21 protein-coding genes and 1 tRNA gene are annotated in these 24340 nt (G+C 64.8%); 12 read left to right on the top strand and 10 right to left on the bottom strand.

Translation table 11 applies throughout. The features are described 5' to 3' along the window. Positions 1 to 81: 81 nt before the first annotated feature. The 8 genes from cheY (at position 82) to C477_RS19830 (ending at position 10277) form a co-directional block, all read left to right on the top strand. Entirely contained in the window at positions 82 to 444 is a 363-nt protein-coding gene (cheY, locus tag C477_RS19865; protein WP_008896351.1) for a chemotaxis protein CheY, read from the top strand. Beyond that, positions 441 to 1649, top strand: a complete 1209-nt coding sequence (cheB, locus tag C477_RS19860; RefSeq protein ID WP_049914702.1) for a chemotaxis-specific protein-glutamate methyltransferase CheB — start codon at positions 441 to 443, stop codon at positions 1647 to 1649. Before cheY ends, cheB begins: the two co-directional genes overlap by 4 nt. Further along, a complete protein-coding gene (locus C477_RS19855) occupies positions 1642 to 5649 on the top strand; it encodes a chemotaxis protein CheA (RefSeq protein ID WP_008896349.1) in 4008 nt (1335 codons plus the stop codon). The genes cheB and C477_RS19855 overlap by 8 nt, the downstream gene beginning before the upstream one ends. A 34-nt stretch (positions 5650 to 5683) precedes the next feature. Next, positions 5684 to 6289, top strand: a complete 606-nt coding sequence (locus C477_RS19850) for a chemotaxis protein CheC (protein ID WP_012942163.1) — start codon at positions 5684 to 5686, stop codon at positions 6287 to 6289. Then, entirely contained in the window at positions 6286 to 7539 is a 1254-nt protein-coding gene (locus C477_RS19845; RefSeq protein ID WP_008896347.1) for a chemotaxis protein CheC, read from the top strand. Before C477_RS19850 ends, C477_RS19845 begins: the two co-directional genes overlap by 4 nt. Then, a complete protein-coding gene (locus C477_RS19840; RefSeq protein WP_008896346.1) occupies positions 7536 to 8057 on the top strand; it encodes a chemotaxis protein CheD in 522 nt (173 codons plus the stop codon). The genes C477_RS19845 and C477_RS19840 overlap by 4 nt, the downstream gene beginning before the upstream one ends. After that, positions 8054 to 8899: a CheR family methyltransferase gene (locus tag C477_RS19835; RefSeq protein ID WP_008896345.1), complete on the top strand. Its 846-nt coding sequence runs from the start codon at positions 8054 to 8056 to the stop codon at positions 8897 to 8899. The genes C477_RS19840 and C477_RS19835 overlap by 4 nt, the downstream gene beginning before the upstream one ends. 91 nt (positions 8900 to 8990) lie before the next feature. Then, positions 8991 to 10277, top strand: coding sequence for a hypothetical protein (locus C477_RS19830; protein WP_008896344.1), 1287 nt, complete (start codon positions 8991 to 8993; stop codon positions 10275 to 10277). A 23-nt stretch (positions 10278 to 10300) separates the two neighbouring features. Here C477_RS19830 and C477_RS24865 read toward each other — a convergent pair whose 3' ends face one another. The 8 genes from C477_RS24865 to C477_RS19795 all read right to left on the bottom strand — a co-directional run bounded on the left by C477_RS24865 (position 10301) and on the right by C477_RS19795 (position 19352). Continuing rightward, positions 10301 to 10498: a hypothetical protein gene (locus C477_RS24865; protein ID WP_008896343.1), complete on the bottom strand. Its 198-nt coding sequence runs from the start codon at positions 10496 to 10498 to the stop codon at positions 10301 to 10303. Then, positions 10495 to 11094, bottom strand: a complete 600-nt coding sequence (locus C477_RS25075; RefSeq protein ID WP_008896342.1) for a DUF7289 family protein — start codon at positions 11092 to 11094, stop codon at positions 10495 to 10497. The genes C477_RS24865 and C477_RS25075 overlap by 4 nt, the downstream gene beginning before the upstream one ends. Continuing rightward, positions 11094 to 11606, bottom strand: coding sequence for a DUF7266 family protein (locus tag C477_RS19820; protein ID WP_239641907.1), 513 nt, complete (start codon positions 11604 to 11606; stop codon positions 11094 to 11096). The genes C477_RS25075 and C477_RS19820 overlap by 1 nt, the downstream gene beginning before the upstream one ends. Next, positions 11603 to 12145 (bottom strand): hypothetical protein, encoded by a 543-nt coding sequence (locus tag C477_RS19815; RefSeq protein ID WP_049914701.1) that lies wholly within the window; start codon positions 12143 to 12145, stop codon positions 11603 to 11605. The genes C477_RS19820 and C477_RS19815 overlap by 4 nt, the downstream gene beginning before the upstream one ends. Beyond that, positions 12139 to 12786, bottom strand: a complete 648-nt coding sequence (locus C477_RS19810) for a DUF7288 family protein (RefSeq protein WP_008896339.1) — start codon at positions 12784 to 12786, stop codon at positions 12139 to 12141. The genes C477_RS19815 and C477_RS19810 overlap by 7 nt, the downstream gene beginning before the upstream one ends. 4 nt (positions 12787 to 12790) lie before the next feature. Then, positions 12791 to 13327, bottom strand: a complete 537-nt coding sequence (locus C477_RS19805) for a DUF7287 family protein (protein ID WP_008896338.1) — start codon at positions 13325 to 13327, stop codon at positions 12791 to 12793. 2 nt (positions 13328 to 13329) lie between these two features. After that, positions 13330 to 15411, bottom strand: coding sequence for a type II secretion system F family protein (locus C477_RS19800; RefSeq protein ID WP_008896337.1), 2082 nt, complete (start codon positions 15409 to 15411; stop codon positions 13330 to 13332). Beyond that, the gene (locus C477_RS19795; protein ID WP_008896336.1) at positions 15408 to 19352 is read right to left on the bottom strand and encodes an ATPase, T2SS/T4P/T4SS family; all 3945 of its coding nucleotides are present in this window, start codon (positions 19350 to 19352) and stop codon (positions 15408 to 15410) included. Before C477_RS19795 ends, C477_RS19800 begins: the two co-directional genes overlap by 4 nt. Before the next feature lie 296 nt (positions 19353 to 19648). Between C477_RS19795 and C477_RS19790 the strand changes: the two genes are divergently transcribed. Beyond that, on the top strand, positions 19649 to 20413 hold the full coding sequence (locus tag C477_RS19790) for an SDR family NAD(P)-dependent oxidoreductase (RefSeq protein ID WP_008896335.1): 765 nt from the start codon (positions 19649 to 19651) through the stop codon (positions 20411 to 20413). A gap of 182 nt (positions 20414 to 20595) precedes the next feature. Then, on the top strand, positions 20596 to 21837 hold the full coding sequence (locus tag C477_RS19785; protein WP_008896334.1) for an acyl-CoA dehydrogenase family protein: 1242 nt from the start codon (positions 20596 to 20598) through the stop codon (positions 21835 to 21837). 365 nt (positions 21838 to 22202) lie between these two features. Here C477_RS19785 and C477_RS19780 read toward each other — a convergent pair. Both C477_RS19780 and C477_RS19775 read right to left on the bottom strand, forming a co-directional pair. After that, positions 22203 to 22275 (bottom strand) — tRNA-Arg (locus tag C477_RS19780). Between the two features lie 12 nt (positions 22276 to 22287). After that, positions 22288 to 22593 (bottom strand): twin-arginine translocase TatA/TatE family subunit, encoded by a 306-nt coding sequence (locus tag C477_RS19775; RefSeq protein ID WP_008896333.1) that lies wholly within the window; start codon positions 22591 to 22593, stop codon positions 22288 to 22290. 250 nt (positions 22594 to 22843) lie between these two features. Between C477_RS19775 and C477_RS19770 the strand changes: the two genes are divergently transcribed. Next, the gene (locus C477_RS19770; RefSeq protein ID WP_008896332.1) at positions 22844 to 23323 is read left to right on the top strand and encodes a redoxin domain-containing protein; all 480 of its coding nucleotides are present in this window, start codon (positions 22844 to 22846) and stop codon (positions 23321 to 23323) included. Between the two features lie 123 nt (positions 23324 to 23446). Continuing rightward, on the top strand, positions 23447 to 24262 hold the full coding sequence (locus tag C477_RS19765; RefSeq protein ID WP_008896331.1) for an HD domain-containing protein: 816 nt from the start codon (positions 23447 to 23449) through the stop codon (positions 24260 to 24262). Positions 24263 to 24340 lie beyond the last annotated feature (78 nt).

Here is a 24340-nt window from a genome sequence, read left to right as displayed (position 1 = left end):
ATATATCACTTATCATGACTGATAATCGAGAGACAGCATTTATGGTAGTTGTATTGTTATCAGCGGTTGGTGTACTACTGAATGTCGACAGGGGTGCTCATCGTGGACGACTCTCATTTTATGCGGAACTTACTGCGCCAGATCTTGGAACAGGATTACCGCATTCTCGGAGAGGCGTCCAACGGCGCCGAAGCAGTCAAACTGTACAAAGAACACGACCCCGATATCGTCATGATGGACATTGTGATGCCCAAGTGTAACGGCATCAAGGCGACCGCGGCGATCAAGAAGATCGACCCGGACGCCCGCGTCATCATGTGTACGAGCGTCGGACAGCGTGAGAAAATGAAACTCGCCGTGAAGGCTGGTGCGGACGGCTACGTCACGAAACCGTTCGAAGAACCCAGCGTCAGAAAGGCCCTCACAGACGTCGCTGCGGCATGACGAGAGTACTCGTTGTCGACGACTCGGGGTTTATGCGGACAGTCATCGGCAACGCGCTTACCGGGGCTGGCTACGAGGTCGAGACGGCCACGAACGGTTCGGAAGCGATCGAAGCGGTGGCGGCGTACGACCCGGACGTCGTCACGATGGACGTCGAAATGCCCGAACTCGGCGGTATCGACGCCGTCGAGCGAATCATGGCGACGAATCCGACGCTGATTCTCATGCTCAGCGTTCACACTGAGGAGGGCACGGAAGCCACGCTCGACGCGCTCGAGCGCGGCGCCGTCGACTTCCTTCACAAACCCGACGGCGCCGACGAGCGAACGGTCACCGACCTGACCGACGACGTCGTCGCGAAGGTCGACGAACTCGCCGACGCGAACGTCTCGTCGATCGCCCTCGCTCGCGCGTCCGCCTCCGCCTACGCGACGCGATCCAATCAGGAGGCGGCCGCCGGCCGGGCCGTCGCCGGCTCCGGAAACGATGCACAGGTCGGTTCCGGTGGCGGTCCTCAGGCATCGCCGGACGGTCCGGCGGTCGGGCCCCGCGCCGCCGCCGGAACCGAGATCGGCGACTTCCCGCCGGTCGATCTCGAGGGCGAGTACGCGGCCGATCCGGTCGTCGTCCTCGGCGCCTCGACCGGCGGTCCGAAGATCGTCGAACGGCTGTTCGAACGGCTGCCGATCGAGCTCGACGCGAAGGTTCTCGTCGTCCAGCACATGCCCGCTGGCTTCACCGAGCGCTTCGCCGACCGCCTCGATACGCGCAGCGAGTACGACGTCCGCGAGGCGACCGACGGCGAATCGATCCATCCCGGCGAGGCGGTGATCGCCCCCGGCGACGCCCACCTCGAGGTCCTCAGCAACGTCAACGGGCGCCTTCGCGTCCGACTCGACGACGGCGAGCGGCTTCACGGCGTGCGTCCGGCGATCGACGTGACGATGCGGACCGCCGCCGAGCGGGTCGACGACCCGCTCTGTGGCGTCGTGCTGACCGGGATGGGACGGGACGGGGCGGACGGAATCGAAGCGATCCACGCCGCGGGCGGACGAACCATCGCACAGGACGAAGCGACGAGTCCGGTCTTTGGCATCCCCTGTCAGGCGATTCAAACGGGCTGTGTCGACGACATCGCGCCCGCCCCCGAACTCGTTGCGGCGATCGTCGACGCGTTCGATACGGACGGTGAGACCGATGACTGACTATCTAACCGACTTCGTTCAGGAGAGCGAAGAACGAATTACGGAACTGAACAACGCGTTGCTCACGCTCGAGCGCGATCCGACCGACGACGAGGCGATGGAGAACATCTTCCGGGTCGCACACACGCTCAAGGGCAACTGTGGCGCGATGGGACTCGAGCCGGCGAGCGATCTCGCTCACGCGATCGAGGATCTGCTCGACGCCGTCCGGCAGGGCGGCCTCGAAGTGACGCCCGAACTGATGGACGTCGTCTTCGACGCAGTCGACGAACTCGAGACGATGATCGACGAGGTCGCGACCGGCGGCGAGATCGAGACCGATCCGTCGGCGACGATCGCGGCCCTTCGGGACCAACTCGAGGCCGCCGACGGGCACGCCGCGATCGCGACGCCCTCGACCGACGAGATCGACGCCGTCACCGAGCGGTTCGATCCGCCGGCCGACGACGAACACCGCGCCTATCTGGTGCGGCTCGCGATCGCCGAACGGGACGGCGTCAACAGCGGCAAACTCGTCGTCGACGCGTTGATCGACGCGTTCGATCTGATCGGGACCCAGCCGCCCCGAGACGAGATCGAGGCCGGCGAGTACGACGGCACGTTCGACGCCGTCTTCGGCAGCGCGGTCGGAAAATCCGCGATCACGTCCGGCCTCGAGCCGGTCGAGGAGGTCGACGACTTCGAACTCGTCGACATCAGCGACCGGTTCGACGCCCGTTCCGACGGGTCGGACGCGGCGACCGAGCCGGGCGACGGGATCTCCACGGAAGACGCCGCGGACCTCGAGGTCGACGATCTGCTCGACGAGTTCGACGAGTTCGACAACTTAGACGAGATGGTCGACGACGTCGACGACGACGAACTCGAGGCCTTCGAGGAGATGGGCGAGGCCGGCTCGTTCGACGATCTCCTCGACGACGACGACCTCGAAGTCGACGGCGAACTCGGGGAGCCGGCGGTCGATCCGATCGAGGACGACGCGACAGCCGACGACGACGCGAGCGAGCAGGCGGCCGACGACGCGTCGGCCGACGCGGACGACGTCGACGACGCCAACGCCGTCTTCAACGAACTCAAAGACGAGGTCGAGATGGTCGGCTTCGACGAGTTGCAAGACGAACTCGAGGAACTCGAGTTCGACGAGTTCGACAGCGACGACGAGGTCGATATGGACGAACTCCTCGGCGAGGATGCCGACGCCGACGACGCGTTCCTCGCGGGGCCGGAACCGACCGATGACGCGGTCGACGACATTCTCGTCGACGCCGGCGACGACGAACCGGCGGCGGCCGACGCCGTAACGGACGACGAACTCGACGAGTTGCTGGCCGGAGACGAGGACGAATCAGCGCCAGACGATGCAGTGGCCGACGAGGAGGTCGACGATCTGCTGGCAGGCGGCGACGAACCTGTCGGCGCGGCGACGGACGACGAACTCGAGGACCTGTTCGCAGGCGACGAGGAAGCGTCCGCCGACGCAGCGACGGATGATACCGCCGACGCAGCGACGGATGATACCGCCGACGCAGCGACGGATGATACCGCCGCTGCAACGACGGACGAACCCGCCGACGCGGCGACGGACGACGAGTTCGGCGACCTGTTTGCAGGCGACGAAGAGACCGCCACCGCGTCGACCGACGAGGAAGACACGGCGGTCGAACCGTTCGAACCCGAAGCCGAACCGGAATCCGCCGAGGCGATGGCCGAGGACGCGACGGCCGAGTCGGGATCGGACGCCGCCGTAGAGTCCGAGCCCGCGCTCGAGGACGACGAGGACATCGTCGACGAGCCGTCGACGGACGATGACGTCGAAGCGGTCGCCGAAACGGATCCGGACGCAGAACCGGAGTCGGCGACCGAATCGGAGTCAGCTGCAGACTCGGAACCGGCCGTCGAAGCGGAGCCGGCTGCCGAAGCAGAGTCGGCCACGGAATCGGCGTCGCCCGCAGTCGAAACAGAGACACGGACCGACGCAGACGACGGTCTCGAGTCCGCGACGGCTGCGGAAAGCGATCTTGACGGCGAGGATGGAGACGCCGCACTACCTGACGAGGACGAACCCGCGGTCGACGATCCGTCGACGGCGGAGTCGGACGACGCGATCGAAGCGGCGCTGGAACCGGGAGACGACGGCGACGCGCTCGAGGACGAGTCAGACGCCGAGTCGACCGACCTCGAGACGCCCGAGACAACCGCCGAGACCGACGGTACGGACGACGGATCCGTCGAGGCGAACTCCGAACCCGAGGAGGCGACCGACGACCGCGACGAGACGTTCGGCGACGACGCCGTCACGGCCGACTCCGCCGGCGACGGACAGACCGCGGACGACGCCGAGGGCGAACTCGACGATCTCGAGACGGGTTTCGAGGACGGGTTCGATTCGACGGCGTCGGCCGACGCCTCGAGCGACGACCCGTTCGCCGCTGACGATGGCGAGAACGATCCGTTCGCTGTTGACGATGAGGATCCGTTCGCCGACGACGCGGCGGACGATGCCTTCGGCGAAGACGACGCGTTCGCGGCAGACGATCCCTTCGCGGACGAGTCGTTCGACACCGAGTTCGAGTCGCCGGACGACGAGTTCGACGACGTGACTCCCGCGACCGACGCCGACGCGGAGTCGGTCAACGAGGTCGACGAGGTCGTCGACGGCTTCGACGATTTCGGTGACGAGGACGACGAGGCGGCGACCGACTCGAGTGCGGAAACGCCGTCGTTCGACGACGACGCCGGGGCCGACGACAGCGACGAATCGGCAGCGGAGGTCGTCCACCGGATCGAGGAACCGACCTTCGAGAACCCCGGGCTGACGGTTCCGGAGTCGACGGACCGACCGGACGCCGACGAGCAAACCGACGAGATCCAGTCGGTCAGGGTCGACATCGACCAGATCGACTCGCTGCTGACCCTCGTCGAGGGGCTGGTCACGAGCCGCGTTCGGCTCCGCCACACCGCGACCGAAAGCGAGGCGACCGACGCGCTCGAGACGGAACTCGACGACCTGGAGGACCTGACGACGGACCTCCAGGAGACGGTGATGGACATCCGGCTGGTCCCCTTGCAGACGGTCGCGAGCCGACTGCCGCGGGTCGTCCGCGACATCGCGCGCGATCAGGACAAGGAGGTCGCCTTCGAGATGACCGGCGAGGACGTCGAGCTCGACCGCAGTATCTTAGACCGGATCGGCGACCCGCTGATCCACCTGGTTCGCAACGCCGTCGACCACGGGATCGAACCGCCCGCGGAGCGCGAAGCGGCCGACAAACCGCGCGAGGGATCCGTCGAGGTCCACGCCGACCGGTCTCGAGATCAGGTGCGGATCACCGTCGAGGACGACGGGAGCGGCCTTGATCCGGACCGGCTTCGCGACGAAGCCGTCGAGGCCGGCGTCCGCTCCGAGGACGAGGTCGCGAACATGTCCGACGACGAGGCGTACGACCTCATCTTCCATCCCGGGCTCTCGACGGCGGACGAGGTGACCGATGTCAGCGGCCGCGGCGTCGGCATGGACGTCGTCAAGCGGACGATCGAGGACCTCGACGGCACGGTCGCGATCGACAGCGAGGCCGGCGAGGGGACGACCGTGACGATGACGCTCCCGGTGTCGGTCGCCATCGACGACATCCTGTTCATCGAGTGCGGCGGCGAGGAGTTCGGGGTGCCGACGAAGGCCGTCCAGGACATCGAATCGGCCGCCACCCTCGAGATCGTCGACGGACGGCGGGTCCTCACCGACGGCGACGACACCTACTCCGTCATCGAACTCGACGACGTCCTCGAGACGCCGCGAGCGAGCGCCAACGGCGACGGAATGGTCGTGCGGATCCGCGACGACGTCCGGTCGGTCGCCCTTCACTGTGACCACGTGTACGGCCAACAGGAAGTCGTCGTCAAGCCCTTCGAGGGCTTCATGAGCGATATTCCTGGACTCAGCGGAGCGACGGTGCGAGGACGGGGGGAAGTGGTCAACATACTAGACGTAACAACACTATGACAACTAACGACTACCCACACCCACGGAGGAACCCATGACGCTAATGGTCGATATTCGAAAGCTGAGTTTCATCAACGAAATGGCGAAGGTCGGGACGAACGGCGTCGCCGACAACATGAGCAAGCTTACCGGCGAGGACGCACAGATGGAGGTGACGAAGACGAACTTCATCGACGTCGACGACATCGAGTCCCAGCTGGACTCGGGCAAGCGAGTCGGCGTCCGCGTCCGGCTGCTCGATCCGCCACACGGCCACATCCTCATCCTCTTCCCCGAGGCCAGCGCCAAGAAGATCACGGCGATCATGCTCCGAGACGTCGTCGACGACATGTCCGACGTCTCGGGCAAGATGGCCAGAAGCGCCGTCGAGGAGATGGGTAACATGATGGCGAGTGGCTTCATCGACGGCTGGGCCGACGTGCTCGGGCGCGCGATCGACATCGCCGCGCCGCAGCTCGTCTACGCACCGACGGGCGATATCGTCACCCGAACCGCCGGGCTCGGCGGCGACGATCTCGCGCTGTTCTTCGACTCGGATCTGACCGTTCCGAGCTACCAGATCGAAGCCGAAATCTACGCCTTCCCCGACTTGGAGGAGTTCGTCGAGATGGTCAACGGCATCGAAGTCCAGCACGCATGAAACTCGACGTCAACGCACTCGGAACCTTCTACCGAATGGCCCGAGAGGGCGCCGGACTGGCCGCGGGGCGGCTGACCCACATGACCGGGGTCGAAACGCAGGTCGGCGTCACGAAACTCAACTTCATGCGCGGCCGCGAGATCCAGCGGGATTTCGAGGATTCGACGGAGAAAGTCGGCGTGCGAGTCAAGCTCACCGGCGCCATCGAGGGCTACTCGATGATCGTCTTCGAACGCGAGAACGCGTTCCGGATCGTCGAGACGCTGCTCGCAGAATCCGACGAGGCCGAAATCGACGTCGACGGCGAGTTCGACGAAATGACGCGCAGCGCCGCGACCGAGGTGGGCCACATCATGAACAGCGGCTTCATCGACGGCTGGGCCGACGTCTTAGAGACCGTCATCGACGTCTCGACGCCCGAGTTCGTCCAGGGGGCGACGGCGGAACCCTTCTTCGGCGACGTCAGCGAGGCGCCCGACGACGATGACCTCGCCTTGCTCTTCCAGAGCCGGATCGAGACCGTCGGCACCGAAGTCGGCTTCAGCCACTACCTCTTCCCGAAACGGGAGTCGATGTCGGCGCTGCTCGACCGCCTGCGGACCAGCGGCGGTATCGAGTACGACAAACTCGACGGCTTCGACCGCATGGCCGAGCGCGGCGCCGAGGAGGTCGCCAAGACGGCGACGACGCTGACCGGCATCGACACCAGCGTCGAGATCCGGCGGCTGAACTTCGTCTCGCTCGAGGCGATCCCCGAGCAGGTGGCCGACCAGAAACTCGTCGGCGTCGCCTTCGAGTTCGACGGCATGCCCAGCGGCTATCTGCTCTTCCTGTTCGACGAGGAGTCGGCCCACGAGATCGTCGACGCGATGGTACCGATGGAGGTCGACGAGGACGGGTTCGGCGAGATGGGCACCAGCGCGATCAAGGAACTGGGCAACATCATGGCCAGCGGCTTCCTCGACGGCTGGGCGAACGTCCTCGACACGACGATCGACCACTCGACGCCGGAGTTCATCCACGACATGGGCGCCGCCGCTGTCGACCCCGTGATCATCCAGCTCGGAGAGAACCAGGAGTTCGCGTTCGTCTTCGACACGGTCGTCGTCGCCGACGGTCGGGAGTTCGACTGCGAGGTGTACGCGATCCCGGACGAAGCCGACCTCGAGCGGGCGCTGAACAACCTCGACGTCGATCGGATCGAAGAGACGCCGACGACGGCCGAGTTCCAGGAAGTCAACAACTCATGAAGACGTACGGAACCGAACCGGGCGCGCCGACGCCGGTCCAGGTCGGAATCTCCGAACTGGTCGTCAGCGACGGCGACGATACGCTCAAATCCTACGGGCTGGGCTCGTGTCTCGCGATCGCCCTCTACGACCCCGACAGCGACATCGGCGGACTGGCCCACGTTATGCTCCCCGACGGCGACACCGCCGACAACAGTGACCGAAAACCCGGCAAGTACGCCGACACCGCGATCCGGGCGCTGTTGCGACGGATGGTCGAGCAGGGAGCAAGCTACACCACCGTCAAGGCCAAGATCGCCGGCGGCAGCGACATGTTCGAATTCGAGAGCTTCGGCGACGGTGTCGGCCAGCGCAACATCGCCGCCGCCAAGGAGGAACTCGAGAAGCTCGGCGTTCCCCTGATCGCCGAGGACGTCGGCGGCGAGTACGGCCGGACCGTCGAGTTCACGCCCGGAACGGGGACGCTCCTCGTCAAAACGGCCGACGAAAGCGCCGAGAACGGACGGGTGGAGCTATGAGCGACGCGGCGTTCGACGAACTCCTCGAGTTCGTCGAGGACGAACTCGCCTTCGCGACGAGCCACTACAACGACAGCTACCTCGATCGGCGCGTCTCCTCGCGAATGCGCCGGACCCAGTCCGAGACGTACGCCACGTACCTCGAGACGCTCCGGGACGATCCAGAGGAACAGACCGCGCTGCTCGAGGCGATGAGCATCAACGTCACCGGGTTCTTCCGCAATCCCGACGTCTGGGACGGGATCCGAGAGGTCCTGCAACGGCTGACCGCGACTAACGAGACCGTCCGCGTCTGGAGCGCAGCCTGCGCCGACGGGCGGGAACCCTACTCCGTGTCGATGCTCGCCCACGACGACCCCAAGATCGACGAATCGTCGGTCTCTATTCTCGGCACCGACATCAGCGAACCGGCGCTCGAGACGGCCCGGTCGGGCGTCTACGAGGAATCCCGGACCGTCGACCTCGCCGACCAACTCGACTTCCTCAACGACTACGACGCGTACGTCGAGCGCGACGACCGAACCTTCCGGATCGATCCCGCCGTCAAACGGAACGTCACGTTCGCGTGCCACGACCTGATCAACGACGACCCCAAGACCGGATTCGATCTGGTCATCTGTCGGAACCTGTTTATCTACATCGACAACGAGTACAAGCAGCCGATGTTGGCGACGATCGCCCAGTCGCTTCGGCAACAGGGGTACCTCGTCATCGGGAAGGCCGAGACGATCCCCCCGAACCTCAAATCCGCGTTCACCGTCCGCGACGCTCGGCTTCGCATCTACCACCGAGACACGCTGGAAACGGCCTCGCTGACCGGCGAACGGACACCGTCGAAGTAAACCGCGGCCGGTAACCGCGGGACGGTTCGCAATCCGTCTTCTGTAACACATAGCGACGCTTACGTATCGGGGCCGCGAAAACGGAGTCGAGATGAGTGCATTCGATCTCGACGCGTTCGTCGGTCGCTCTCGAGCGCTCGTCGAGTCCACGCCGCCCGCGACGCGCCGGGAAACGCGTACTTGGCTCGTCGATCCCCTTCTCGAAACGCTGGGCTGGGACGTCCGCGCCGATACCTGTCTGCACGAGACGACCGTCGACGGTACCCGACTCGAGTACGTCACCGCCGTCGGCGGGGTCCCCGCACTGTTGGTCGCCGTCGAACCTTACGGGGAGTCGCTGGACCGAGACCGCGCCGTGTCCCTCCTCGAGACGATGGCGTGGACGGGGATCGACCGCGCGATCTACACCGACGGCCGCGACTTCCTCCTGCTGGCCGGAACGACCGACGCCAATCGGCTGGCCTGTCGGCTCGCCGCGTTACCCGACCACGAGTCGGCGCTCGCCCACTACACGCGCGAGACTATCGGCCAGCGACTCGAGCGCCACTCCCGGCCGTTCGTGGCCCGCCAACTCGCCGTCGCACGCGACGGGATCGTCGCGTCGATCGTCGACGAACTGACGGCCGTAACCGATCAGGGCGACGCCTACCGCGCGGAGTTCGACTCCGCGGCCGACCGGTTCGTCGAGCGACTCGTCGCTGCCTTCAGCGACGACGGACAGCGACCCGTAGCCGGCGAGCTGGAGGCCGCCGACGCCGACGTGTCGTTCGAGTTCTCCGAACCCGGTTCCTCGAGCGACGAGAGCGAAGCGACCCGGCAGTCGATGTCGACGGATGAGAGCCGGCCAAACCACCCTTCGACCGGCGACCCGGACGCCTCGACGGACGAGACGAGCGCGACCGAGGAATGCGAGACTGACGCCGACGCCGGCGCAGACGCTGCAGACGGGGACGAGTCACAACCGGACGGGGGCGGCGATGCCGCCCGCGCGAGTGCCTCGAGACCCGAACGAAGCGACTCCGGTGCCGACGAGGGCGGGGGCGAGTACGTCGTTCGCTTCTTCAACGAGCGGGGCTCGATCGGCGCGATCGGCCACTCCAGCTCCGATCGGGCGCTGGTCGCCGCCGCGGAGTACCTCTTCGAGCGCGGCCTCTCCGGGCTCTCGGTCCCCTGGTGTCCCGACGACGGCGACGATACGCGAGCCGTCCTCCACGAGTCCCCGACGCATCCCGACGGGACCCCGATGACCGCTCCCCGGCAGCTCTCGAACGGACTCTACCTCGAGACCGGCGGCGACGTCGCACAACGGGCCGACCGCGTCGAGGCGCTCACCGCTCGAGCGGGGTTTCGAGCGATGCTGACCGGCGATTGGGACTAAAAGAGACCGTCGGGTTCGACCGCTCAGTAGTCGATATCGGCTTCGACGATGGTGACGACGACGCGACCGTCGCCGCCGAAATCACCGCAGCCGCCGTCGCCCTCGCTCCATCCAGAAAGGATGTCGTTCCACGCGTTTTCGTACGCGCCGTCGTCTTCGCGCTCGATAGTCACGTTCTCGACGCCAGTGTAGACCTTACTGCTGCGATCTTCGACGGTCATCGCCACGCCGAGCCCGCTGCTAGCTTGTACCGAACGGTCCTCGGCGGAGACGGCGACNAGATAATCGCCGTATTCTGGTCCGGATTGCACCGCAGCTGCGGTTCGCGGAGGACGACGCTTCCGGTCTCGTCGCCGCGAACGAGACCGCCGCCCTCGTACGCGATCGTGCTGTCGTCCGATTCGTAGGCGAATTCGCCGAGTTCAGCGGTGACGTCGTCGCCGTAGCCGGCGAACCGATCGGCGGAACTCACTCCGACCGTCTCGGCGCCGCCGCTACGGTGGATCGTGATATTCAGCTTCGTCCCGCCGTCTCCGGTCGTAATGCTCCCGTCTCGAAGCGAGAGTTCACCGTACCGCTGATTGGCGCCGTTGTTCCGCAGCACGTCGTTGAAGTTGTCCGTCAGCGAATCCATCGCGCGCACGGCGTTGGTCTCCTGTTCGTTCTCCTGGTAGTCGTGCATCGCCCCGAACGCGGTCGTGTACAGCAGGCCGACCGAGCCGAGGATGATCGCGAAGGTGAGGATAAAGGCGACGACTTCGGAGACCCCGCGGTCGTCGAGTCCCAGGCCCGACGTCGAGTTCGATCGTCGATCCATTATCCGTCCGCCTCCGTGAGCTCGATTCGGGGGCCGGAGCCGTCGTCGACATACGCGATCTCGATCTCGCCGCTTTGAACCGTTCCCTCGAGGTCGACTCCGTCAGTGACCTTCACCGGAACGTAAACCGTTACGTCGGTACTCGTGGCGTCCAACTCGAGGCAGGGATTCGAACCGTTGAGCAGCGGTGCTTCCTGACACTGGTCTTCCGGTAACGCAGCGATAGTATACCCCGTGCTCGCGACTGTCCGCGGCCGGTCGGACGTAAGCGATACGTTGGCTCCGCCCGTTCCGCCGGCGGCCATCCGATCGACGTTGTCGATATCGCCCGCCAGTCGCTCGCCGACGGTCTCGAGGGCGGCTTCGGTCGACCGCTCGGTTTCGGACTCGAGCATCGTGCTGCCGGCCATTAACAGCATGGCGATGAGGATTGTCGTGATGCCGATCGTGAGGACGTGGGTGAGCGCGATGGACATCCCGCGGTCGGACGTGTGGTCGGGTCGGCGAATCACGACGGACACCCCTCGGAACGAACGTCTATCGTCCGATCGTAGCTCTGGTCGGTCGAGTCGACGGAAATCGTGACGGTCACGTTCTCGATGGAGACCGTACCGCCAGATTCGGTGATGTCGAAGACGGATTCGGGCTCGATATGTACGGCAGTCGGCTGCGAGTGGGCCGTAGCGTTTCGATACAGTACCGAGTAGTTCTCGATATCGTTCTCCAGATTCGATTCCACTAACGACGGTTGTACATCGCCGCCGTCGACCAATTCGTCGTTCCCCGTTTGATCGCCTTCGTACTCTGCGATCAGACAGCCGACTCCCTGCCGGACCTCGAGTTCGGTCGCCTCGGCACTGCTCGCGCTCTGGCTCGTCTCGCCCGACGACAGCGTCTCGGTGTAGAGGACGCCGTTGAAGACGACGACCACGCCGAGCACGATAAAGGCGAGCGCGACCGCGCCGATGAGCATCACCTGTCCCCTGTCTGGTCGGTCGTCCGATCGATCGCCGCCTCCGTTCGGCCGGTTGCGAGTGATGTCTGCTACCATACTGAAACACGTACCTCCACGACGTTGTAGAGTTCAGAGCCGTCCGCCGAACCCGCCTCCGGGATCGGGTAATTCGTCGACTCGGAGAGTTCGCGGTCCCGATACCCGGGTGCCGTGAGATTATCCGAGTCGTACAGCGGCACGGTGTAACTGGCCGTGACGGCCGCAGATTTACCCTGATCGACAAAATACCTGCTCTCGTGTTCGTTGCTCTCGTTCTGATAGATCAGTTCGACGTTGTAGCTTAACCCCCGTTCGGTGAACCGCTCCCGAAGGATTTGGCCGAGAACCGTCTGTTGATAGAATTCCGAGTCGTTCGACGTGTTGTAGGCACCCTCTCCCGCCTCCGGATCCGCATTGTGGAACTCGCCGTCTCCGCCCTCGTTCCAGTACCGGACCATCTCCGAGAGCGTCATGCTCTCGTTCGCAGCGGTCCCGTTCGCAGCGATCACCAGCGCGTCCTGTGCCTCCTGTTCGAGTTGCGCCTTCGACGTCCGGTCGGCGAGCCCGCCCGTCGTCGGCGTGATGACGACCGACTGGAGCGCGAACAGGACCGCCATCAGGACGATCATCGCCGAGACGAATCCCTCGAGGGTGTAGGCCTGTCCGCGGTCGGTTTCGGAGTGGGGTGTGTCTCGCATCGTATCACCACATCCTCACGACGAGTCGACAGGCCGGATCGCAGCCATTCCTCGGCCCCGTTCCATCGGCGAACGTGACGATCCGCGCGGAACTGGCCGCCGACTGGTTTTCGTAGCCGTCGCCGACCGTCCACTCGTCCCCGAGCGGTTCGCTTTCGTTGAGCGGTTCGAGGCGGACGTCGATCCGATCGTAGCGGGCTTGGTCTTCCCTGAGACCGAGCCGTTCGGACAGTCCCTCGTCATCGTCGACGAACTCCTCGAACGCGCTGCCGTTGAGTTCGGTCTCCGGCCCCGTCTCTGTCGACAGATCGTACACGACCCGGTCGGCGACGCGGTCGGCCTGAGCCGTCTGCCCGCCGGAAACCGACGAGTCGAACGGAGTCAGGATCGACGGGAGAAACGAGAAGACGAAGGCCACAGCCAGGATGAACACGCCGATCCCGATGGCGAAGTCCTGCGTGGTCTGGCCGCGCTCGCGCAGGGAGATCGACACCGTCTTCGAGCGGCGGTCGCGGTCGGTTCGGGTCCGTTTTCGGCTCATGGTTATGCCACCAGCGTCCAGCCGACGAGTGCGATCGTCGCCAGTATGACGGCGTATTTCAGTCCGCTCAAGATGTCCGCATCGCGGATGTACCCACAGATAATCCCGGAGAGAATCGCCTGCATCGTCACGGCGTGGAAGAACAACACCGACAGCATATCGACGTCGATGTTGTCGCTCAGGTCGGCCTCCCCGAGGCCGCCACCACCGCCGCCGCTGGCCGCGTCGGTACCGCCGCCGGTCGAACTCGAGAGGCCGGCCATCGTGTCGATGAACTGCGTCTTGAGGATCGCGATCACCGCGAGAACGGTCATGAACGTCATGATGATGATCACGACCTGCATCCGGGTGCGGGACTTGCGCTCGCGCTCGATATCGTCGTGGTTCTCGCTTGCGCGGGCGGCCGTCCGGAGCACGTCCGAGATCTGGTTCGAGGCTTCCTGGGCCTCGGTGATCAGCCGCGTCGTCCGAGCCAGCCGCGGGATGTGGTACTTGTTGTTGAACTCGATGAGCGCCTGCTTCAGACTGGTCCCGTAGTTGACCTTCGTGTGCATCATCTCGAACTCGCGAGCCAACTTCCCGCTCGTGGTGTCGGAAACGGCCTTCAACGACTCGAGCAGCGTCAGTCCGGTGTCGTTCGAACTCGAGAGCTTGCGCAGGTCCTCGGAGAGCTGACTGACGACGGAGTTGCGGTATCGAACGTTCCACTCGCGGAAGACGGCGAGCGGGATCGCGATGACGTACAGCGGGACGTAGACGTAGATGAACGTCCCCCAGACGGCGTTCTCGAGGAGGCCGTCCCACGACGTGGGCGCCGAACCGTTCATCATTGCCGTCGTAACGATCACGAGCGCCGCCGGAACCGTCAGCGCGAGCGTGAGCAACGGGTTGTCCCGGAAGAACAGGTGGGGTTTCTGCAAGACCTCCATCGTCTCGTAGGTCCCTTCGCGGTTCTTGATCCGGTCGAAGACGCTGTGATCGCCCGTGAACTTCTCGATCAGCCCGAGATCGAGCAGGCCCTGTTCGCCCTGGTTCTCGAGGCGGTCGTCGGTGTCCCCCATCGAGAGGTAGCCGTCACCCGGTTCGTCCTCTTTGACCGTCGAAACCATGATGAGAAAGCCGACCCCGGTCAGCGGGATCAGTGCGTAGACGGTCATATAGAGCATCGTGTTCGTCACGCTCGCCTGCGGGATCATCTGCATGACGACCATGATGATGATCAGGAGTAGCGGGAACAGCGATAGCGTCATGTACATCTCGCCGAACAGCTCGAGCGTCTCGAGGGTCAGCTCCTGCTCCTGTTTGGCGGTCCGCATGTGTTTTTCCTTCTTGTCCTCGAGGAAGCTCTCCATGTCGCCGCCGCTGTTGACGATCGAGAGCATGTCGGTCAGGAACTGGGAGAGTTCGTCGCTGGGCGTCTCAAGCGCCTGCTTTCGAATGGCGGTTCGGTAGTCGATGTCGAAGTACTCGGTCTCTTTGACGATGCTCTGGAACTCCTTTGCGACCTCGCCGTAGGTGTCGTCGGCCTGGGCCATCGCCTCGATGATCTCGAGTTGGTTCAGACCCCCGACCGACAGCGCGTACATGAACGAGACGGAGTCGGTCAGGAGCATGTTGATCTGGCGCTTGCGGGTCGAGGCACGCGAGTAGGGGATCGCGACCAGCGATCCGAACCCGATCGCGAAGCCGATCGAACCGAAGACGAGCCCGGTGAAGAAGACCAACGCCGGGATGCGGAGCGTGTCGATGATCTGGAGCACCAACTCGCTGCTGACGGGGAAGCCGAGGATCTCGTCGACCTGAATGATGCCGGTGGCAAACAGCGTGTAGCCGAGCAGGAGGCCGAGCAGCCACAGCGCCAGGCCGCTGATGAAGCCGATCCCGAGGGCTCGAGAGAGGTAGAGTTCGACCGTGTCGGTCATTCGAGCCTGGGCCAACTTCGTCTCGACGTCGCCGACGAACTCGCTATCGTCGGTGAACAACCAGTCGTAGAGGGGGTAGAACGTCTCGCCGAGCACGTCGGAGCCCCCCGAGAGCCCGCCGGAACCGCCACCGCCGCCGCTGCTGTCGGTCTGGAGGCTCATGCGTCGGTATCCCCGTTATCGTCGGCGGGATCGGTTTCGCCATCCGCCGGTCCGTCGTCCTCGCTCTCGGCCGGTTCGAAGATCGAATCGTCAGTCTCGGCCTGCGCCTGTTCGCCGTCGAACAGCGATCCGTCGTCGCTATCGTCCACCGCCGACTCCTCGGAGAAGATCGAGTCGGACTCGGTCCCGAAGATCGACTCCGATTCGTCGGTATCGTCGACTTCCGCTGGCTCCGTCGGATCGTCTCGATCCTCGCCGGGCGGATCGGCCGCGGTCGCCGTCGGCCCCTCGTCGGTCGGCTGGTCGACCGGAGCGTCGTCGCCATCGCCCTCGAGACGCCCGTCGCGTTCGCTTCGGTCGTTCGCCGAGGACGTGGCGTCCGACGCCGACGCGTCGGCGGTCGGTTCGCCGGCCACGATACCGTCGCCGTTCTCGCCAGCGGCGCTCTCATCGCTGCCGTCGTCGATGATGCTCGAGGAACCGGCGTCAGCTTCCGGCTCGACAACCTCCCCGGCGTCGTCCGTCGCGGCGGAGTCGTCGGCCGCCCCTCCGAGGTCGATCGTCGGCGTCTCGTCGGGTTCGTCGGCGGTCTCGAGTCCGTCGCCGACCGGCCCGTCGGCGGTCGCCGGCTCGAACTGATCGCTGAAGTCGCCGGCCGTCTCCGCGTCGGATTCGGGATCGAAGATCGACTCGAGGTCGTCTTCGGGGAACATCGAATCGAAGCCGGAGGTGTCGGGCTTGGCCGTCGACGCGGCGACGGCCTCCGTTGGCGGTTCCGGCTGGCCGTCCGCGTCGAGCCGATCGATGGTGTCGCCCATGTCGTCGAACAGCCCGCCGAGATCCGCGTCGTCGGCGTCGTCGGTCGGCATGACGGTGGTCTCCGTCTCGTCGGCGGCCGCCGGCTGCGGAGTTTCGGTCTCCGCGTCCGCGCCGTCCGCGCTCGCCGCCGGCGCGGGCGGGCCGCTGACGCCGCCCGTCTCGTCGTCGATCTCGAATCCGTCGGACGTCTCGTCCGCGGTGCCGGCATCGGGCGACTCGGCCGCGATCCCGTCGCCGCCCGTCCCGGCGGTCGTTCCGTCACCGACCGTCTCGGCGGCGGCTCCCTCGCCGGCACTCGAAACCGCTTCGGCGCTGTCGGCGGCAGCCTCGCCCTCGTCGCCGCCGATATCGAAGCCGGTGTCGTCGCTGAGCCACGCCGGCTCCCCGGCGTCCTCGCCGGCGCCGAACCCGCTCGAGCCGTCGCCGAGCTCCCACTCGTCGTCCTCGACCGAGTCGTCGACGTCGCCGGCGAAGTCGAACTCGTCGGCGTCGGCGCCGTCGACCTCGATCGCGTCCGCCGCCTCGGGTCCTCCGAGGGCGCTGTCCAGTCCGCTCGGCGTTTTGCCGCGGTACTCCTCGAACAGCGACTCCTCGGCGCGCTCCAGGAGGTCCATCGAGGTGTTGTACGTCTCGTCGGTCGCGTCCGGTCGCGGGACGAGTTCCTCTTTCTCCGGATCGACGTCGATCAGGACGCTCTCCATCTCCCGGAGGTCCTCGAGGCTGTCCTCGAGTTGGCCGTTCGCGATGAGCGTGAGGATCGTGTCGGGATCGTTGATGAACGCCTGCACCGTGGCGGCGACCTCCGCGTACGTGTTGAGTCCGTTCTTGATGAGGTAGGCGAGGATGACCTCGCGTTTGAACAGTTCCTCCTCGAGTTTCTCGCGGCTCCAGCCGCGGTCGAACTGGATCTCCTCTAAGGTGTTCGAGTCCCCCATCTTGAGGAACTCGTCGGTCTCGGCCTGCCACTGGTAGACGTCCTGGACGTTGATTTCGTCGTGTTCGGCCTCGTAGTGGTTGATCTCGGTCAGCGACTTGTTCCGGCGGACCTTCCGTCCCTGGACCCGCGTCTGAGTCTGGATCGAGACCAGGTCCAGCGCGGTGAACATCGTCTTCGAGACGTTGATCGGATCCGTCGTGAACCGCTTGAGCACCTCGTCGACGGAGTCGGCGTGGAACGTGGTGTAGGTCGTGTGACCCGTCGACATGACCTGGAACAGCGTCCGCCCCTCCTCGCCCCGGATCTCACCCATGACGATGTAGTCGGGACGCTGGCGGAGCGCGGCCTCGAGCAGGTCGAACTCGTCGACGTCGCCCTGCTCGTCGTCGGCGAAGGACGGTCGCGTCACGCTGGCGATCCAGTTTCGCTGCGGGAGTTCGACCTCCCGGGTGTCCTCGATGGAGACGATCTTGGCGCTCGAGGGGATAAATAGCGAGACCGCGTTCAGCGAGGTCGTCTTCCCGGAGGCGGTACCCCCGGCGAAGATCAGGCTCTTGTGGTTCTCGATGCAGAGCCAGAGGAACGCCATCTCGTCGAGCGAGAAGGTGTTCCAGTTGATGAGGTCGATCGGGGTAAAGGGGACGTCCTTGAACTGACGGATGGTGTAGTTGGTCCCGTGGTCGGACACCTCCTCTCCCAGCGTCAACTGGGCGCGCGATCCGTCGGGGAGGGTCGCGTCGACTTGCGGCAGCCGTTTGCTGATACCCTTTCCGGAGCGCTGGGCGAGTTTGACGACGAAGTCGTCGAGTTCGTCCTCGCCGTGGTAGACGTTCGAGATGATCTGCTCGTACTCCGAGTGATAGACGAACACCGGCGAGTTGTAGCCGTCGACGGAGATGTCCTCGACGTTGATGTCGTGTTTGATGCCGTCGATTCGCTCGTAGCCGATGAAGTTGCGCTTGAGCAGGTAGAGCAGTTTCTCGACCTGATACTCGCTTAGCGTGTCGGGGTCGTCCTCGAGGATCGCCGGCTCGGGTCGGACGGAGAGCCCCTCGAGCGGGTCGGGGCCGTCGTTCTCGACGTCGCCGTCGCCCTCGTCGTCGTCGAGTAGATTCCGCAGCGTGTCGAGGATACTCTCCTGGGACCCGCTGGCCGTCTTCTCGAACAGGTCGTAGCGCTTGAGCAACTGGCGGGTCTCGTCCTCGATAACCGTCCGGCGTCCGTCCTCGGTCGCCTTCTCCTTGATCCCCTCGTCGGAGTACTTGATCGCGGTTCGCAGTTTGCCCGAGAGGAACTCCTGTAACTCGAGTTCGATCTCGTTCAGGTAGGGCTCGATCAGGTAGTACTTCTTCTCGTTTTCCTTCTCGGAGTGGAAGATGACGACGCAGGCGTAGGGTTTGTTCACCCAGTAGCGCTCGACTTCCCTGAAGTGGGTCTTCTTGTCCATCGGGACGGCCTTCTCCAGGTCGTAGCGGTTGGTGACGGTCGTGTTGCCCGCGGCCGTCGAGAAGAACTCATCCTCGTCGACCTCCTCCTGGACGTTGACGGTTCGTTCCTCGACGAGTTCGTCCAGCTCCATCGCGGCGTCATCGGCCGCGGACAGGCGCTGTTCAAGTGTATCCGGATCGAAGCCGAGCGACTCCTCCTTATCGTGGCGGACGATGTCGCCGTCGCTATCCCGCGGCCGGGAACCGTCGTCCTCGTAGTAGTACTCCCACTTGTAGTGTTCCCAGGTCCAGGTGTCTTTGACGACCGGCGTCGTCTCCGGGTCGGCGTACTCCCGAAAGACGTCCCAGAGTTCCTCGGCGTTGTCGCCGGCGGTCGGCACGACCGTCGAGTCCAGATCGTCGGGGTGATAGCCGAGGTAGGACTCGGGATCGAACTCGACTCGGGTCCAGTCCTCGCCGGACGGGGCCGTGCGTTCGGGTCCTTCGTCGGTATCTAATCCCAGTTGGTCGTCCGACGCCGCCTCAACAGGATCGTCGGGATACAGAACCGACGCGTCGTCGCCGTACCCATACTCTTCCATGAAATTCTCCCACGTGTAGTCGCCGACGCGAACTCCCCCGTCCGAGTTCGCATCGCCGTCCGACCCGCGAGATCGATTCGCCTCCGACGCAGACTCGGACGCCTCACCCTCAGAAAAGTCCCCGGCATCCGACTGGTCGGCCTCGTCAATAGCCATTGACTTCACCCAAACTCTCACCCTTCAAAAAATTCATCCATACATTACCACTTCTGATAATTCCCCGAACACAGTCTCCTTCCCGACGTATCCGTACGTGTACCCTCGGTATCACAAACCAGTTCACGTTACTGTCACTCTCAGATACACTCCCGTTTTCAGATCCATCCTACATATATTGTCGGACTACGTTATCTATTTCTAATGGAAACCCGCCCGCATTTGTGAGGCGTTCTGAGCAGCGCGGTCCCGACGGGAGAACAGCTATGGGTTCGGCACCGGTATCGGTCGAGTAAATGAACGACCAGTTCAGTCTCGAGGATCGCGTCGCGGTCGTCACCGGCGGCGGGAGAGGGATCGGCCGCGCGATCGCGATCGAACTCGCCGACGCCGGAGCCGCAGTCGTCCCGTCGGCACGCTCGAGCGACGAGATCGAGGCGGTCGCCGACGAGATCGAGGCCGCGGGCGGCGACGCGGTCGCTGTCCCCGCGGACGTGACGGATCCCGACGCGGTCGAGGACGTCATCGACCGGGCGGACGACGCCTTCGGCGGGGTCGACGTCGTCGTCAACAACGCTGGATTCAACCCCGACGACGCGCTCGGCCAGCCGGAAGACGTCGACACGGAAAGCCTCGATCGGGTGCTGGACGTCAACCTGAACGGCGCCTACGAGGTCACCCGCACCGCGGCCGACCACCTCCGCGACGACGGCGGGTCGGTGATCAACGTCGCGAGCGTCGGCGGACTGGTCGGCCTGCCGCGTCAGCACCCCTACGTCGCCTCGAAACACGGCCTCGTCGGCCTCACGAAGAGCCTCTCGCTCGACTGGGCCCCCGAGGTGAGGGTCAACGCCGTCGCCCCCGGCTACGTCTCGACGGCCCTGACCGACGACCTCGAGGCCGACGACCGACTTCGGCAGTCGATCATCGACCGCACGCCCCTCGAGCGCTTTGCCGATCCCGAGGAAATCGCCGGCCCAGTGGTCTTCCTCGCGAGCGACGCCGCGAGCTACGTAACCGGGGCCTGTCTGGCCGTCGACGGCGGTTGGACCGCCCGATAGCGCGCGGTGTTCGACTGATCCGTCGGAGCTAGTGGAGATTCCTCGGAGGATATATTTCACGGAACATTTCTTCCGGAATTGAAACCCGCAACTATATTTTCCATCGTAAATACAATTGGGGGAGTTCCACAGCCACGGTAGTTTCCACCGGCACCTATCGCCGCGCCGGACCCAGTGGCCGTATGGACTACGCCGACTCCGACCGCGCACGGGAGCTCGCCGACCGCGCCCGCGAGTTGATGGAGGAGGTCGTCCTCCCGATCGAGCGGGAGCGAGCCGGCGGGATGGCCGTCTCGAGTGGGACGATCGCGGAGCTTCGGGACGCCGCCCGCGAGTACGACATCTACGCGCCCCAGATCGCCGCGGAGTACGGCGGCATGGGCGAACGCTTCCGGGACGCGTTGCCCGTCTTCGAGGAGGCCGGTCGCAGCCTCCTCGGCGCCGCCGCGATGCGCGTCGACGCCCCCGACGAGGGGAACATGCACCTGCTGGAACTGGCGGGCGACGAGCTACAGAAGGAGACCTACCTCGAGCCGCTCGTCGAGGGCGAGATCGCGTCGGGGTTCTCGATGACCGAACCGCTGGACGGAGCCGGCTCGGACCCGAAGATGATCCGGACCACCGCGCAGAGAGACGGCGACGAGTGGGTCATCGACGGCCACAAGTGGTGGACGTCGAACGGCGTCGAGGCCGACGTCCTGATCGTCCTCGCGCGCACCGACCCCGACGTCCATCCCTACGAGGGCTGTTCGCTCTTCCTCGTTCCCGCCGACGCAGACGGCGTCGATATCGTTCGCGACGTTCCCCACATGGGGGGCGGCGCTCGCGGCGTCTCTCACGCCGAAATCGTCTACGAGAACGTCCGAATACCCGATGAACACCTGCTCGGCCATCTGAACGAGGGATTTTCCCACACCCAGGCGCGACTCGGCCCGGCCCGCCTCACCCACTGCATGCGTTTTTCCGGAATGGCCCGGCGCGCCCTCGAGATCGCGAAGGCCTACACCAGCGAGCGCGAGGGGTTCGGGTCGACCCTGTCGGACAAACAGTCGCTGCGCCACCGGATCGCCGACGCCGAGACGCGGCTTCACGTCGCCCGCACCGCGATCCGCGACGCGGCCGACCGGATCGAGGACGGCGACGACGCCCGCGTTCCCGTCTCGATGTGCAAGGTCTTCACCGCGAACGTCACGCAGGAGGCCGTCGATCTCGCCGTCCAGTGCTGTGGCGCCAACGGCATCGGGAAGGACCTCCCGCTGGCGGACTTCTACGAGGCCGTCCGCACGTTCCGCATCGTAGACGGCGCCGACGCGGTCCACCGACGGGTCATCGCCCGCGACGCCTTCGCGGACGTGAATCGCGAGGAACTCGAGCCCCTGACCCGATTCGGCGATCCGAACACGCGACGCGGCAGCGGCCACTAACCGAGTACGGTATCCTCGTCCGAGTCTGTTGTCCCGTCGCTCGTAGATGGATGAAGAGACGGCTCGATCTCCGGAACTCCGCTCGCTACAGCGAACGACACGCGGCGGTGGCTGTGTGCGGGTAGTGCTGGTTCGCTCGCCACACTGCGGCTCGCTGCACGGGCGTGACGGGATTTGAACCACCTAACCGTCACTCGCTGCGCTCGTTCGTTTCGTAATTCAAATCCCCCAACCCGTTTTCACTGCTCGCCGCCGCTCGCAGGAAACGGGCGTGACGGGATTTGAACCGCGGTCGTTCCGCTTCGCTTCACTCCCTGATTCGAATCCGCTATGCCGGTTCGCTCGCCACTCCGTGGCACGCTACACGGGCGTGGCGGGATTCGAACCCACGATCAGAAGGTTAGGAACCTCCTGCCCTCTCCGCTAGGCCACACGCCCGCAGAAAAAACGTCAGTTGGTCTCGGTTTCCGTCTCCGCCTCCGTCTTCGTCTCGCCCTCCTCGGTGACGGGCTCGGTGTCGACGAAGTCGTCGTCCTCGTTTTCGATCTCCTCTTCGAAGCCGGATTCGCGCATCTCCTCGAGTTCGGTCTCGACCTTCTCACGCCCCTTCTGGAACTCGCCCATGGCCTCGCCGGTGGACCGAGCCAGTTTCGGGATCTTGTTGGCCCCGAACAACAAGATCGCGACGAAGAGGATGATCAGGAGTTCTGGTGCCCCCGGGGTAGGGACGAACAACGGTGCGGTTTCGATTGCCATCTCTATACGTGGCTTACCCGCTGGCAATTATAACCTTTTTGGACCACTAAGTATAGCAAGTTTCAGCGAAAGTTCAGTTACGCCCCATGAGTTTCCTAAGAACAATCGACGGATAGAGGGGAATGTACCCCCGCTGAACAGCAACTGACCGTCCGTCCCCGAACGTCCGTACCCCGGTTCGACCGTCGCCGGACGGACGATTCGTCCGCGAACGAAACTGTCTTTCCCGGTTACCGACAAAGGGAGGACGATGCCAGAAACTGGAGACGCCGCACCCGACTTCACGGCACCGCTCGCAAACGGCGACATCGAGGAGTTCACGCTTTCCGACCGCCTCGAGGACGAGGCGCCGATCGTGCTCGCCTTCTTCCCAGGGGCGTTCACCGGCGTCTGTACCACCGAGATGTGTACGTTCCAGGATCGAATCGCCGCGTTCAACGACCTCGACGCCAGCGTCTACGGCGTCAGCCGCGACTCGCCGTTCACCCTGAACGAGTTCCGCGAGCAGAACGACCTCGAGTTCGGCCTCATCAGCGACTACAACAAGGAGATCATCGGCGACTACGGCCTCTCGATGGACTTCGCCGACCTGGGCGTCCACGGCGTCGCCAAGCGCTCGGTGTTCGTCGTCGACGCCGACGGCGAAATCGCCTACTCGTGGGTCAGCGACGATCCGGGCGTCGAACCCGACTACGACGAGGTCGAGGCCGCCGTCGAGGAGTTGGCCTGAACGACCGTCGATACCGCACCCGACAACAGCGTCCTCCGGCATCGACGCCCCGTCGACCGCCGGTTTGGGACTGACAGCTCGGTCCGTCGCAGGGCTTTTTTAGCACGCAAGCGATGGCTACCTATGAGCGATTCTACCGGCGACGACACCGCTCGCCGCGTCTACTCCCCCGATGCCGATCACGACTTTCCGGACGCAAAACTGAACCGAGTTCTCGAGTTCATCACTAGCGACGAGGAGATCCAGACCTACCTCGAGGCCCAGAACGTCAACGCCGTCGACCGAATGCGGTACAACGACCACGGCGCGAAACACATCGAGATCGTCCGCAATCGCGCGCTGTGTCTCTACGACCTGCTCAAGGCCGGCGGGGTCGACTTCAACGGCGCTCGCCAGCAAGACCTCGAGGAGGCCGACGAGGCGGTCATCATCGCGCTCGCGGCGACGCTTCACGACGTCGGCCACGTCGTTCACCGCGACCAGCACGCCTACTACTCGATCCCGTTGGCCGCCGACATCCTCGACCGAATCCTCCCCGAGTTCTACGACGTCGCCGAAACCGTCCGCATGAGGGGCGAGGTCCTCCACGCGATCCTCTGTCACCACCGCTCGGAGACGCCGCTGACGACCGAAGCCGGCGTCATCCGCGTCGCCGACGCCCTGGACATGGAACGGGGCCGCTCCCGGATTCCCTACGAACACGGCGGTCGCGGGATCAACACCCTCTCGAGTCAGGCGATCAGCAGCGTCTCGCTCCAGGAGGGCGAGGACAGCCCGGTCATGGTCGAAATCGCTATGACCAACGCCGCCGGCGTCTACCAGGTCGACAACCTGCTCAAGGCGAAACTCGAGGGCTCGGGCCTCGAGGAGGAGATCCGCATCGTCGCCGTCAACACGAACGAGAACCGCGACCAGTTAGTCGAGCGGATCGAGCTCTAGAAACAACCTTTTGCTCTGTCGTTCGAGAGAGCGAAACTCTCTCGTGATGACGAGACGCCGAAGGCGTCTCGAACCACG

The sequence above is a fragment of the Haloterrigena salina JCM 13891 genome (assembly GCF_000337495.1).
In the GTDB taxonomy this organism is placed as follows: domain Archaea; phylum Halobacteriota; class Halobacteria; order Halobacteriales; family Natrialbaceae; genus Haloterrigena; species Haloterrigena salina.
Note: the sequence above shows the minus strand (reverse complement) of the source record. Positions and strands in the feature narration are given on the sequence as shown.

Bases quoted from the DNA above. Each gene is read 5' to 3' on its own strand.
- C477_RS19795 (WP_008896336.1), bottom strand. From the start codon at position 19,352: ATGGCTATTGACGAGGCCGACCAGTCGGATGCCGGGGACTTTTCTGAG.
- C477_RS19785 (WP_008896334.1), top strand. From the start codon at position 20,596: ATGGACTACGCCGACTCCGACCGCGCACGGGAGCTCGCCGACCGCGCC.
- C477_RS19845 (WP_008896347.1), top strand. From the start codon at position 6,286: ATGAAACTCGACGTCAACGCACTCGGAACCTTCTACCGAATGGCCCGA.
- C477_RS19840 (WP_008896346.1), top strand. From the start codon at position 7,536: ATGAAGACGTACGGAACCGAACCGGGCGCGCCGACGCCGGTCCAGGTC.
- C477_RS24865 (WP_008896343.1), bottom strand. From the start codon at position 10,498: ATGACCGTCGAAGATCGCAGCAGTAAGGTCTACACTGGCGTCGAGAAC.
- cheY (WP_008896351.1), top strand. From the start codon at position 82: ATGTCGACAGGGGTGCTCATCGTGGACGACTCTCATTTTATGCGGAAC.
- C477_RS19850 (WP_012942163.1), top strand. From the start codon at position 5,684: ATGACGCTAATGGTCGATATTCGAAAGCTGAGTTTCATCAACGAAATG.
- C477_RS19790 (WP_008896335.1), top strand. From the start codon at position 19,649: ATGAACGACCAGTTCAGTCTCGAGGATCGCGTCGCGGTCGTCACCGGC.
- C477_RS19765 (WP_008896331.1), top strand. From the start codon at position 23,447: ATGAGCGATTCTACCGGCGACGACACCGCTCGCCGCGTCTACTCCCCC.
- C477_RS19855 (WP_008896349.1), top strand. From the start codon at position 1,642: ATGACTGACTATCTAACCGACTTCGTTCAGGAGAGCGAAGAACGAATT.
- C477_RS19800 (WP_008896337.1), bottom strand. From the start codon at position 15,411: ATGAGCCTCCAGACCGACAGCAGCGGCGGCGGTGGCGGTTCCGGCGGG.
- C477_RS19805 (WP_008896338.1), bottom strand. From the start codon at position 13,327: ATGAGCCGAAAACGGACCCGAACCGACCGCGACCGCCGCTCGAAGACG.
- cheB (WP_049914702.1), top strand. From the start codon at position 441: ATGACGAGAGTACTCGTTGTCGACGACTCGGGGTTTATGCGGACAGTC.
- C477_RS19830 (WP_008896344.1), top strand. From the start codon at position 8,991: ATGAGTGCATTCGATCTCGACGCGTTCGTCGGTCGCTCTCGAGCGCTC.
- C477_RS19835 (WP_008896345.1), top strand. From the start codon at position 8,054: ATGAGCGACGCGGCGTTCGACGAACTCCTCGAGTTCGTCGAGGACGAA.
- C477_RS19815 (WP_049914701.1), bottom strand. From the start codon at position 12,145: ATGGTAGCAGACATCACTCGCAACCGGCCGAACGGAGGCGGCGATCGA.
- C477_RS19775 (WP_008896333.1), bottom strand. From the start codon at position 22,593: ATGGCAATCGAAACCGCACCGTTGTTCGTCCCTACCCCGGGGGCACCA.
- C477_RS19770 (WP_008896332.1), top strand. From the start codon at position 22,844: ATGCCAGAAACTGGAGACGCCGCACCCGACTTCACGGCACCGCTCGCA.
- C477_RS19810 (WP_008896339.1), bottom strand. From the start codon at position 12,786: ATGCGAGACACACCCCACTCCGAAACCGACCGCGGACAGGCCTACACC.